Below are 12,452 nucleotides of genomic sequence, written 5' to 3'. Positions count from 1 at the left end.
GCGCCGTTTTTTTACTCTCTTCCTTTGGGAGATGAGCGGCAATACCGCGTAAGGGTGAGGGGGATAAACCACTCTTGTAAGAAGAGGGAGCTTTGGAAATTATAAATCACATCCGAAATTTAATTTCGAGTAAATGAAAACCAAACTGACTCTTCACAGGGCCATGTAATACCCGTTCTGCTGCAGTAAAGACCAATTTATCAATTACGGGTACAAGCTGCCCTTTTTTAACCTCACCCAATTCACCGCCTTTTTTGCCCGAAGGGCAGGTCGAAAACTGTTTGGCAATTTTGGCAAAATCAGCACCCGATTGAATCCGCTTTTTCAGTTGTTCACAGGTTTCTTTATCTTTGACTAAGATATGACGCACAATTGCAGTTTTCATGCTTTTTTACCTCGTTTAGTTGCGGCATGTTTAGTCGTGGTCGATACTTTTTTCAATGGCTGGCATTCAGGACAAAACACAGATGCGCGTTGTCCTAGTTTCAGGTTTTCTAATGTGGTTTCGCAATTCACACACATTTCACCTGCGCGGCCATAGGCCAGTAAAGTCTGTTGAAAGTAGCCATTTTCACCCATGGCATTGCTGTAATCACGTAAGGTCGAACCGCCTAAATCAATCGCCTGTTTTAAAATACGTTTAATTTCAATCACCAGTTTTTCAATTTGCGCCAAACTCAGAGATGACGCAGGTTGTGCAGGATGAATACCTAAGTTAAATAGGCTTTCCGTGGCATAAATATTACCCACACCTACCACGACATGGTTATCCATAATTGCAACTTTAATGCCAACGTTCTTATTTTTTAACTTGTGAAAAAGATAGTCAGTATTAAACGCATCACTCAGTGGCTCAGGGCCAAGAGGATCAATCAATTTATGTTGTGAGCTTTCATCTAGCCATAAAATACAGCCAAAACGACGTGGGTCGTGGTAACGCAATTGCATATCTTCAAACTGAATAATCAGATGGTCATGTTTGCGTAAATCTTCATGGGCATCGCAAAGACGAAAACTACCTGACATGCCTAAATGCCATAACATGCTGTCTTGCTCAAATTGCGCCAGAATGTATTTGGATCTGCGGGTCAATTGCAGAAGTTTTTGTCCTGTGAGTTTATGCAGGTTTTCTGGAATGGGCCAACGTAAGCTGGCTTGACGTACTTCTACATTCAGGACTTTTTGATCCAGCAGCGGCAATAAACTGGTTTTGGTGGTTTCAACTTCGGGCAATTCAGGCATGGTACAAATTCAATCCACTTGTGGAAATTAAGCAGGCAAGGGCATAAAGTAATGCGCTTAATATTGGGGATAACCTATAGAATACAAGCCATAGCTTGCCACCGCAAAATTATTCTGTGAAAAGCTAAAGCATGCTTTGCAAAAACCATACAACACGTTATAAATAAATCATTTTTGAACATCTACTATAGGGAAAAAACCATCTTGAAAAGATGGCAGATTCCGAGTTTTTACTTCTTTATTTCATGATTCACTTTTGGTGAATCGCACAGTATGAGGGCATGCAGCGTGACATTACTTTTTCAGCCGATTCAATTTGGCTCACTGCAACTTGCCAATAAAATTCTGATTGCTCCAATGTGTCAATATTCTGCCAATGAACAGGGCGAGTTGAGTTATTGGCACGAACAACAATGGGCGAATTATGCGTTGTCTGGCGCAGGTATGTGTATCGTCGAAGCTACCGCAGTGCAGGCTGAAGGGCGCATTAGTTATGCTGACTTAGGTTTATGGAACGATATGCAGCGTGCGCAGCTCAAAGCGCTATTACATAAACTTAAAAGCCTGTCTCCAATGCCATTTGCGATACAACTGGCGCATGCAGGGCGTAAAGCATCGACTGATAAACCTTGGCAGGGCAAAGGGCAGTTTGCGCCGAATGAGGAACATGGCTGGCAGACGGTATCGGCCAGTGAGTTGCCATTTCAGGCACATGAACATGCACCGCATGCGTTAAGCCAAGATGAAATTCAGCAGATTATTGCAGACTTTGCCAGTGCTGCTGTACGTGCGGTGGATGCAGGCTTTGACTTAATTGAAATTCATGCTGCACATGGTTACTTGTTGCATCAATTTATGTCACCGTTGTCTAATCAACGTCAAGATGAGTATGGCGGTAGTCTCGAGCATCGGATTCGCCTGACCTTAGAAGTATTCCAAGCCATTAAAAATGCAGTCCCACAAGATTATCCAATTGGAGTGCGAATTTCTGCAACTGACTGGATGGATGATGCTGGTGGTTGGAATCTGGAGTCATCCATTGGCTTAGCCAAAGCGCTTGAGCATTTAGGTGCTGCGTATATTCATGTATCGAGTGGTGGTTTACACCCTGAACAGCAGATTGATTTACACGCAGGCTATCAAACACCCTTTGCACATGCGATTAAACAGGCGGTAAAAATACCTGTGATTGCAGTGGGGGTGATTACGGAAGCCATGCAGGCAGAAGGCATTTTGCAATATGAACAGGCCGATGCCATTGCTATTGCACGTGCAATTTTGTATGACCCGCGCTGGCCATGGCATGCAGCTGCTGAATTGGGTGAGCAAGTTGAGATTGCACCACAATATTTACGCTGTCAGCCACACGGATTCCGTCGTTTATTTCAGCCGTTTAAGCCAATAGAGGGTGATGCAGAAACCTGAGATTGGATCACTTAAAATAAGTGAAACTTAAACTATTTTGCCGTGCTTTATTGGCGGATTCAGTGTAAGGTAAATCAGTAAAACCATGCAGAAATATGGGCAACACTGAAAAAGGATGTCAGGGTGTTACTGAGTATTTTATTTCCCATTTGCGCCGTTGTGCTTTTGGGATATTTTGCCGTAAAAAGCCAGTTTATAGAAGCAAACGCAATTCAGTTTCTAGGGCAGTTTGTTATGAAAGTGGCCTTGCCTGCATTTTTATTGCAGGCTTTGGCCAGTAAGAGCTTGGCGGAAATTTGGCATCCTGCTTATTTTCTGGGGTATGGTGGCGGTTCTATTGTATTGTTTGCAGGTGCATTTTTACTGTATCGGCATTATTTTTCTGAAAGTTTAACCCATAGCAGTGTTTTGGCGATGGGTGCTTCTATGTCCAATACTGGGTTTATTGGCACAGCCATTTTAACCTTGTTGATTGGCAGTCAGTCCGCAATTTATTTGTCTTTAACTTTAATTGTAGAAAACCTGATTATTGTGGCCATTATGCTAATTTTGGCAGAACGTGGGCTGCAATCTACAACAAAATCAGGCTGGCAACTTTATTTGGAAACCTTACAGCGTTTACTGAAAAATCCTGTAATTTTATCCATTTTATTGGGCATGTTGTGTGTGTTCTTAAACTTAAAACTGCCGCAATCTATCTCACAAATTCTAGAAATGTTGGGTAAAACCGCTTCACCTTTGGCACTGTTTGTGATTGGCGGCAGTCTGGTTGGAATGAAAATTCAGTCGCTGAATCTGCAAAGTATAGTGTTGGCATTGCTCAAGGTGCTGCTGATGCCGCTCATGATTTTTGGCATTTTATGGATGTTGGATGTCAGCCGTGAAATGTTGTTTGTTGGAACTTTATTGGCGGCTTTGCCCATGCCAATCGCCTTTGGTATTTTTGGGCAGCACTATGGTTTACATGAAAAAGCTTTGGCACCCTTAGTATTAAGCACAATTTTAGGTTTTGTGATGGTGGCAATTTTATTAACCCAATCTGACCATTGGTTATAAAACTGAACGAGACCTTAGTGTTATAACTTTGAAAATGCACTTGAATAAACAGTGTACAAAATAGATGGCAGTTGTATATTATTTAGCAATATTAGACATATAGCATTGTTTGCAGGATGGGCTATGCAAGATGCCCCACATTCAGATACAACACAAGAGATTTCACCTTCAAAAGTGTTGTTACAGTCAGCGAGTCATTCTGCACAACGCTCGATTTTGAATGTCTCACATTGTGATATTCAGAGTCGGCAACTTATCGAAAATGCCTTAAAAGACCCAATCGCAAAAATTCCAGCAGTTTTCAAACACAACTATTATCAGTTTCAGTATCGACATCAAAAATCTTATTTAAAACAAGTAAATTATGTCGCTCAGCTGGCATTTTTAATTTATTTCTGGGCAGACCATTTTGTCATCCCCGATGTAAGTACGCTGTCTGGTATGACACGTGTGATTGCTATTCTTGTTGGCTGTGGTCTTAATTTTTTCTTATTTAAATATGTTCGCCAAATTCAGTGGTTAGATCTGATTTTACCGCTTTCGACCAGTGTATCTGCAATCATTTGGTTTTAACTTTTATTACACTCAACCAGTGCGTGGATTTCTACATATCTATATGCCAGCGTGATTTTGATTGTCTTGGGGAATTTGTCTATTCAAGTGCATTTTCGCCGTTCTTTAATCACCTCTGCGCTGATCAGCTTGGTGATTTTATATGGTGTCTATCGTCTGAGTAGTTTGCAGGATTTTTATATATTGCTTGGATTAATACCCTAAATGCGCGTAAGAATTTTCTTAGAGCATTATTGGAAGACTGGAATTACCATATTTTAAATGAAATGGCACAAACAGATGAACTGACTCAATTGCACAACAGACGCCATTTTATGTATGCAGTCGGGCATCTCATTCAGGCAAGTTGCTATGAGGGTACGGCGGCTTTACTGATTTTTGATGTCGACAGATTTAAAGTCATCAATGACACCTATGGGCACGATGTAGGTGATCGGGTACTACGTAGCATTGCAGAAGTGTCACAACGTGAAATGCGACAGGGGGATATTTTGGCTCGTTTTGGTGGAGAGGAATTTATTGTTTTTTTACCGCATACGACCAAACAGGATGCCTTGAAAATAGCAGAGCGTTTACGCCAAAAGCTGTCGCAACAAGGCATCTCATTGCAAGATCAGGAATTACACTTTTCGGTGTCTGTTGGCGTGGCAGAACTTGGAGTCGCACAGTGTAATTTGGAGCCATTGATCAAACAAGCTGACTTGGCACTGTATACCGCCAAATATCAGGGGCGGAATTGTGTGATGCATTATGACGACTTAGATTTGGCATCTTGCGAGCGTCTTGAGTTGGTAAGATAGCGCACTGACAGATGAACTGGCTGAATGTGTGCGCTATGCTCACTAAGTCCGAGTTTTAACTTTTCTTGGCTGCAGCTTTGTTTGAACCTTTGGCTTGATCGGCCATCATTTTTTCTACCGCAGCCAGTGACTCTTTGGCTTGAGGTACATTTTCCTGTGCCAATGATGCAAAAATCTTTTTCGCCTCAGGTAAATTTTGTGGCACGATATTGCCATTCACAAACATATTGCCCACCGCCATGAGCGCAGGAATATAGCCCTTTTGTGCCAAGTTTTGGATACTTTGTAGACCTTGTTTAATTGGTGTTTCATTTTTGTTTTTAAAGCCCGTGCTAATGTCGTATAAAGCTTTGGCATGAATGGCTTGATAGTGATCCTTCGCTATTAAAGGCTGTAATAACTTTAGTCCTTGTTGATCGGACGCTGCCGTATTTTCTGAGAAATATACAACGGCTAAATCTACAGTTGCATCGTGAAAACCTAGTTTAGAGGCACTTTGTAAATGCTGTTTAGCTTTGGCAGTATCTTGTTTTAAACCCAAAGCACCCGTCAGATAGTTTTTACCTAACACATAATGCGCAACAGGGTAGCCTTTTTGAGCAGATTGCTCGTACAACTGTAGGGCTTTCTTTTCATTTTTAGCGGTGCCTTGCCCTGTTTGGGTTAAATAACCCAAGTTATACATGGCTTGAGCATTGCCAGCTTTGGACAGTTTTTCTAACTCCTGATAGGCATCTTTGACTTTATTGGCTTGCATTAATTGTTCAATCTTTGCAAAAGCAGGATCGGTTGGAATGTTGCTATTTGCCATGCTGATGCTGCTAGATAGGGCAATCGCACCCACAATGAGTAGTTTCTTCATCATTTTCATTTGACCTTATTATTTTTTACACACAACTCCGTTTATGTGTAAGTTTTAGCGGATGTATTCATCATAATTTGAAAAATGTGAAAGTAAATATAAAAACTGTGAATTATTCAGATTACAGAAAAGACCGAGGGAATCTTGTGATTCCCTCGTGGTGTAAGCAATATTTTTAAGTTTATTGTGGGCGGGCGACATCGCCATTTAAATGTTCAGGTAAATCTAATACTTGTACAGATAATTCTTCCAAAGCACTTGGCTTAGCCACGACCAAAGCTTTAAAACCATCTGCAGTTGCAAGGCTGTTCACTACTTCCACATCATTATTCAGTTTGTCTGCAGGCGCAGGTGCATCACCAGTACCCTGAATTAAATGTAACCAATGTTTTGGTTTAGCTTTAAACCATAAACGAGCCACAACTTCCTGACCCAAATAGCAGCCTTTGTCATAATGCACGCCATCCCGTTGATGCAAACGTAATTCCTGTGGCTGAAACACCTCTGCGGTTGCGGCTTGAATCCAAGCTTGACCTGCTTCAATGGCTTGTAGCTGCCATACCTGAATATCGGTCGTTTCAGCAGTAAATTCAGTCTGCTGACCTTGAAGTTGTGGATAGACCGTACCGATGGTCTCAAGCTGCATTTTTGAAAATGCACCAAATTTTTTAATGTGTTTGGCTAAATCTTCGGCTTGGTCGGCAGTGCTGATTATTTCAAAACTTTCAGAGGAGATTTTTTTGAGCCATAAACCAAACAGCACACGTCCTTTTAAACTACAAATAGCCGTATAACACGTTGTATTTTCAGCCAAAGCTTCGACATTGACGGTCACCTGACCTTGGAGAAATTTTTGTGCATCTACACCGTTTAAACTCAAAGCACAGAAAGCTAAATCGCGCATGAAAACCCTTTTCAGAATGAAATCTAAGACTAAAGAATGAGGTCAATTTTGCGCTATTTTTAGAAAAAATGCATTTTTCAGGCAAGAATTTTACTTGAAATGTAACCAATTATTGCAAAAACCACTATTTTTATATTTAAGTATATGAAATATAAAAGATTTGGGAAATGGGTTTTTGGCAGCGTACAATGCTTTCGACGGGTGGAAACAATCATCCCATAAGATGTTGAGAACAATAGAGTAAGGGCGAATACCAGATGAATAACAACTACCGCAAACCGCTGCAAGGCACTCAGCTCGATTTTTATGACGTGCGTCAAGCCGTTGAAGATATCCAGCCAGGCGCCTATGCCAAACTTCCTTATACCTCAAAAGTACTTGCAGAGCAGTTGGTGCGCCGTTGTGATCCTGCAATTTTAGAACAATCTTTAAAACAATTGATTGAACGTAAACAAGAGCATGATTTTCCGTGGTATCCAGCACGTGTGGTATGTCACGACATTCTAGGTCAAACCGCATTGGTAGATTTGGCAGGTTTGCGTGATGCGATTGCCGATCAAGGTGGTGATCCATCTAAAGTGAATCCTGTAGTGCCAACCCAGTTAATTGTCGATCACTCTTTGGCAGTGGAATATGGTGGTTTTGACCCAGATGCATTCCGTAAAAACCGTGAAGTGGAAGATCGCCGTAATGAAGACCGTTTCCACTTTATTGAATGGACTAAAACTGCGTTTGAAAATGTAGATGTAATTCCTGCGGGTAACGGCATCATGCACCAGATTAATCTGGAAAAAATGTCTCCAGTAATTCAAAACCGCGAAGGTCTGGCATTTCCAGATACCTGCGTAGGTACAGACTCACATACGCCACATACTGATGCTTTGGGTGTCATTTCTGTAGGTGTGGGTGGTTTAGAAGCTGAAAACGTAATGTTGGGCCGTGCTTCTTGGATGCGTCTGCCAGATATTATTGGTGTGGAGTTAGTCGGTCAGCGTCAGGCGGGTATTACAGCAACTGACATCGTGTTGGCTTTAACCGAGTTCTTGCGTAAAGAACGTGTGGTTGGTGCTTATTTAGAATTCTTTGGTGAAGGTGCAGACAGCATGTCGGTGGGTGATCGTGCCACGATTTCCAACATGACCCCTGAATATGGTGCTACTGCAGCCATGTTCTACATCGACCAAAACACCATTGACTATTTAACCCTGACTGGTCGTGAAGCAGAGCAGGTAAAACTGGTTGAAAACTATGCCAAAGAAATTGGTCTTTGGGCATCTGATATGACTCAGGCGGAATATCCACGTGTGTTACGTTTTGATCTTTCGACGGTTACGCGTAACATTGCAGGCCCATCTAACCCGCATGCGCGTGTATCTACTGCAGACTTGAAAGAAAAAGGCATTGCAGGTGTAGTTGAGCAACGTAGCGATGGCTTAATGCCAGATGGTGCGATCATTATTGCGGCCATTACCTCTTGTACCAATACCTCAAACCCACGTAATACCGTAGCAGCAGGTTTATTGGCACGTAAAGCCAATGAATTAGGACTCGTGCGTAAGCCTTGGGTGAAATCATCATTTGCACCCGGTTCTAAAGCCGCTGCTTTATATTTAGAAGAAGCAGGCGTACTGAAAGATTTAGAAAAACTTGGCTTTGGTATTGTGGCCTATGCATGTACTACCTGTAATGGTATGTCTGGTGCATTAGACCCAGCTATTCAGCAAGAAATTATTGACCGTGACTTGTATGCGACTGCGGTGCTTTCAGGTAACCGTAACTTCGATGGTCGTATCCATCCGTATGCGAAACAAGCTTTCTTAGCATCTCCACCATTGGTTGTGGCTTATGCGATTGCGGGCACTATCCGTTTTGACATCGAAAAAGATGCATTAGGCACCGATCAAAATGGCAACCCAATTTACTTAAAAGATATTTGGCCATCTGATGCTGAAATTGATGCTTTGGTGAAAGAGTCAGTTAAACCTGAACAATTCCGCCAAGTGTATATCCCAATGTTTGATTTGGGTGAGTCAGAAAAATCTGAAAGTCCGCTATATGACTGGCGTCCACAAAGTACTTATATCCGTCGTCCGCCGTATTGGGAAGGTGCATTAGCGGCACCACGTACTTTAGCCAATATGCGTCCTTTGGCAATTTTGGGCGATAACATCACCACAGACCATTTATCTCCATCGAATGCGATTATTTTAGATTCGGCAGCAGGTGAGTACTTGGCAAAAATGGGCTTGCCAGAAGAAGATTTCAACTCTTATGCAACGCACCGTGGTGATCACCTGACGGCACAACGTGCAACTTTGGCGAATCCAAAATTGTTTAATGAAATGGTGGTACGTTCAGACGGCACAATTAAGCAAGGTTCTAAAGCGCGTGTTGAGCCAGAAGGCGAAGTAATGCGTATGTGGGAAGCGATTGAAACCTATATGAACCGTAAACAGCCGTTAATTATTATTGCGGGTGCTGACTATGGTCAGGGTTCTAGCCGTGACTGGGCTGCAAAAGGTGTGCGTCTTGCTGGTGTGGAAGCGATTGTCGCTGAAGGTTTTGAGCGTATTCACCGTACCAACTTGGTGGGCATGGGCGTATTGCCACTTGAGTTTAAAGCGGGTGTAAACCGTAAAACTTTAGGTTTGGATGGTACAGAACTCTATAGCGTGATGGGTAATATTGCGCCACGTTCAGACTTAACTTTGGTGATTGAGCGTTCAACTGCAGACGGCAAAAATCAAATGATTGAAGTGCCTGTGACTTGCCGTTTAGATACCGAAGAAGAAGTGTCTGTATATGAAGCGGGCGGTGTATTGCAACGTTTTGCACAGGACTTCTTGGAAGGGAATGTGGCTTGATGCTTTGATCTAAAATGATCTAGTTAATTATTTTTACAAAAAGACCTTATCCAAATGATAGGGTCTTTTTTTTATTGAGATGGGGATTGTCTTAGGTTACATAGGCAAACTCCTTGTAAACCTGACTTAATTTTCTGCCTAAATCATGCTTAGCCCAATTGCCATCATCACCTGTCAAAATGGACAATAGACAATCATCACAGAATAGATATACTGGATTGACCATTTCTAAACCACACGGAGAACAAAGATGGTAACTGCAGGTGATAAACCAGGAACAGGCTTCTATTTTTGTGTCCAATGCGGGCATCGCGTTTACTTAGAAATTGGTACAGACCGTCTACCACCGTGTACCAAATGCCATGGCACCCAATATAACAACAAGGTTGCCTAAGCTACACGACAAAAACAGCTGATCCTGTTTTTAATCTAAAGCCCTATCACCCGATGGGGCTTTTTGCTATTTTAGCCATAGAAACCACAAACAATGAGGTACAGCATGGAAACAATACTCGGTTTATGTGTTGGCATTGGTCTGAGTGCTGCCAGTGGCTTTCGGGTTTTCGTACCATTATTGGTTATGAGTGTTGCAGCACTGATGGGGTGGTTTGAACCTGTAAAAGGTTTTGAATGGCTGGCAATGCCTGCTGTTTGTCTAGCTTTGGCTGTAGCAACAGTCAGTGAAATAGCCGCATATTATGTGCCGTGGGTCGATAATATGCTCGACACCGTTGCCACACCTGCTGCCATGATTGCAGGAACACTCACCACTATGGCAGTAAGCAGTGGCGAAATGTCGCAATTTGCCAGTTGGGCTTCGGCAATTATTGTGGGTGGAGGTACAGCGGGTGTAGTGCAAATGAGCACGGTTGCGGTACGTGGGGTATCGACTGCAACTACAGGTGGAGTTGCGAATCCTATCGTTTCTACAGGAGAGTGGATTGGTGCAGCAGTACTTTCGGTATTGTCTTTAATTGTGCCTGTGTTAGTGGTGTTTGTGGTGGTCATTGCTTTAATTTGGGCTATTCGATGGATTCGTGGCAAAAAGAAAGTCGCAGAATCTTCGATATAAGTCTTTCAGGAGCAGTTTGAAACCATTTCATAAAATATGTGGTAATAAATTCAATATTTCTGCTTTATTTGATGGTTTAAGCGCATAAAAATTGCCTATTTGGGAAATATTTTAAAATATTGTTAAAAATGTAATAAAAAATTCAAAAAAAATATAAAAATTAAATCATTTTGGGGAAACAATCCCATGCTCAAATCACTACTATATATCTCAAGGGTGTGATGGGGATCGAAAAGAGTAGATTGCTGCCAGTTGCGTACAACGCGCGTGTAGTACTTACCCAAAAGGTCTCGATTCGGCTTAGGACGCTATAGATTAAAAGTTTATAGGCTATAAGATCATGGCTTATCCAGCATGATAGTTGAAGTAAACCACAGTTGTTTTCCCTAACACCCTCAAGAATTTTCAAAACAAATAACAACTTAAAATAACAGCCATAAAATTATAAAAATCTAAATAAAATATCAGTTTAAATTTAAATCTCTTGTAAACATTCGCTACAAAACTCCCATCAAGTCACTTATCTAAATCTGCTAAATTGAGCTTGTAATCTGCATCTAAACAGGTGTGATATGAGTGTTGATTACGATTTTTGGTGTCGATTTTTACTGACTTGCGCACTGATTAATTACGCTATTTTAATGCTGTGGTTTGTGGTGTTGATATTTGCACATAACTGGCTTCGACAGTTACATGGCAAATGGTTCAAACTCACCGATTCAAGTTTTGATGCGATTCATTATGGTGGTATGGCAGTTTATAAAATAGGGGTATTGCTGTTCAATATTGCTCCGCTCATTGCGCTGTATATGATGCGACCTTAAATACCACAACAGAAATACCGCATTTTAAAGCACCTTTAAAATATAAGATGTAGTCACAGCAAGGCTGAAAGACCACAATTCAAGGAGTTTACAAACATGAATCAATTAAAACCCGCACTGATTTTAGGTGGGCTGATTTGTTTGGGAATGGTGCTGGCAGGTTGGATTTTGGGCAACAGTGCACTGAAAATTAAGCAATATGAGCGTGTGGTTTCGGTCAAAGGCTTGTCTGAGCGTGAAGTCAAAGCCAATGTGGCCGTGTGGCCCATTCGTTTTAGCGCAGCCAGTCAAGATTTGGCTGCTTTGTATGACACCATGCAAGGCCAGACTGCACAAATTCAAAACTTTTTAAAAAATGAAGGTTTTGCTGCGGAAGAAATTACCATTGCCGCACCCGTGATTACCGATAAATACGCCCAGCAATATGGTGGAGATGGTAATGTTGCCTTGCGTTATACCGCGCATCAAACCATTACGGTCTATACCAAAAGTATAGATAAAGTCCGCAGTGCACAAAGCCGTCTGGTCGATTTAGGCAAGAATGGTATTGCCTTTGGTGGTGAGGATTATGGGCAACGTACTGAATATTTATATACGCAGTTGAATGACATTAAACCTGCCATGATCGAGCAAGCTACCCAAAATGCCCGCAGTGTTGCAGAGAAATTTGCCGCAGATTCTGACAGCCGTTTGGGGAAAATCAAATCGGCCAATCAGGGCGTATTTAGCATTGAAGAGCGTGACAGCAACACCCCTTATTTGAAAAAAGTACGTGTGGTGTCTACCGTAGAATATTATTTGGCAGATTAATGTACAAACTCACTCAATCA

Annotated in this window: 13 protein-coding genes; 9 read left to right on the top strand and 4 right to left on the bottom strand. The window is 41.9% G+C overall.

What is annotated here, in order from left to right; translation table 11 throughout:
• Nucleotides 1-106: 106 nt before the first annotated feature.
• On the bottom strand, nucleotides 107-385 hold the full coding sequence (locus tag HHA43_RS05580) for a peptidylprolyl isomerase (protein ID WP_168542004.1): 279 nt from the start codon (nucleotides 383-385) through the stop codon (nucleotides 107-109).
• Nucleotides 382-1,242 carry a bifunctional DNA-formamidopyrimidine glycosylase/DNA-(apurinic or apyrimidinic site) lyase gene (gene mutM, locus HHA43_RS05575; RefSeq protein ID WP_168542002.1) on the bottom strand — a complete coding sequence of 287 codons (861 nt, stop codon included), beginning with the start codon at nucleotides 1,240-1,242 and terminating at the stop codon, nucleotides 382-384. Before mutM ends, HHA43_RS05580 begins: the two co-directional genes overlap by 4 nt.
• 288 nt (nucleotides 1,243-1,530) lie before the next feature.
• Between mutM and HHA43_RS05570 the strand changes: the two genes are divergently transcribed.
• From HHA43_RS05570 to HHA43_RS13195, 4 genes are all read left to right on the top strand, one after another.
• On the top strand, nucleotides 1,531-2,667 hold the full coding sequence (locus tag HHA43_RS05570; RefSeq protein WP_168542000.1) for an NADH:flavin oxidoreductase/NADH oxidase: 1,137 nt from the start codon (nucleotides 1,531-1,533) through the stop codon (nucleotides 2,665-2,667).
• 123 nt (nucleotides 2,668-2,790) lie between these two features.
• Entirely contained in the window at nucleotides 2,791-3,723 is a 933-nt protein-coding gene (locus HHA43_RS05565; protein WP_168541998.1) for an AEC family transporter, read from the top strand.
• A gap of 123 nt (nucleotides 3,724-3,846) precedes the next feature.
• A complete protein-coding gene (locus HHA43_RS13200; RefSeq protein ID WP_228284155.1) occupies nucleotides 3,847-4,296 on the top strand; it encodes a hypothetical protein in 450 nt (149 codons plus the stop codon).
• 233 nt (nucleotides 4,297-4,529) lie between these two features.
• Nucleotides 4,530-5,096 (top strand): GGDEF domain-containing protein, encoded by a 567-nt coding sequence (locus HHA43_RS13195; protein ID WP_228284154.1) that lies wholly within the window; start codon nucleotides 4,530-4,532, stop codon nucleotides 5,094-5,096.
• Between the two features lie 55 nt (nucleotides 5,097-5,151).
• Here HHA43_RS13195 and HHA43_RS05555 read toward each other — a convergent pair whose 3' ends face one another.
• Complete coding sequence (locus HHA43_RS05555) at nucleotides 5,152-5,958, bottom strand: tetratricopeptide repeat protein (RefSeq protein WP_168460867.1); 807 nt, start codon at nucleotides 5,956-5,958, stop codon at nucleotides 5,152-5,154.
• Nucleotides 5,959-6,139: 181 nt separating this feature from the next.
• A complete protein-coding gene (locus HHA43_RS05550) occupies nucleotides 6,140-6,862 on the bottom strand; it encodes a YgfZ/GcvT domain-containing protein (protein WP_168526273.1) in 723 nt (240 codons plus the stop codon).
• A gap of 257 nt (nucleotides 6,863-7,119) precedes the next feature.
• Here HHA43_RS05550 and acnD point away from each other — a divergent pair, with 257 nt between their 5' ends.
• From acnD to HHA43_RS05525, 5 genes are all read left to right on the top strand, one after another.
• Nucleotides 7,120-9,726 carry a Fe/S-dependent 2-methylisocitrate dehydratase AcnD gene (acnD, locus tag HHA43_RS05545; protein WP_168418122.1) on the top strand — a complete coding sequence of 869 codons (2,607 nt, stop codon included), beginning with the start codon at nucleotides 7,120-7,122 and terminating at the stop codon, nucleotides 9,724-9,726.
• A gap of 250 nt (nucleotides 9,727-9,976) precedes the next feature.
• Nucleotides 9,977-10,120 carry a zinc ribbon-containing protein gene (locus HHA43_RS05540; RefSeq protein WP_004972403.1) on the top strand — a complete coding sequence of 48 codons (144 nt, stop codon included), beginning with the start codon at nucleotides 9,977-9,979 and terminating at the stop codon, nucleotides 10,118-10,120.
• Between the two features lie 105 nt (nucleotides 10,121-10,225).
• Complete coding sequence (locus tag HHA43_RS05535) at nucleotides 10,226-10,798, top strand: DUF4126 domain-containing protein (protein WP_168541996.1); 573 nt, start codon at nucleotides 10,226-10,228, stop codon at nucleotides 10,796-10,798.
• Between the two features lie 572 nt (nucleotides 10,799-11,370).
• Nucleotides 11,371-11,622, top strand: coding sequence for a DUF6868 family protein (locus tag HHA43_RS05530; RefSeq protein ID WP_168418124.1), 252 nt, complete (start codon nucleotides 11,371-11,373; stop codon nucleotides 11,620-11,622).
• 96 nt (nucleotides 11,623-11,718) lie between these two features.
• Complete coding sequence (locus tag HHA43_RS05525) at nucleotides 11,719-12,432, top strand: SIMPL domain-containing protein (RefSeq protein WP_168418125.1); 714 nt, start codon at nucleotides 11,719-11,721, stop codon at nucleotides 12,430-12,432.
• Nucleotides 12,433-12,452: the final 20 nt, after the last annotated feature.

The sequence above is a fragment of the Acinetobacter sp. A2 genome (assembly GCF_012371325.1).
Classification (GTDB): Bacteria; Pseudomonadota; Gammaproteobacteria; order Pseudomonadales; family Moraxellaceae; genus Acinetobacter.
This window is presented reverse-complemented; position numbering and strand designations above follow the sequence as displayed.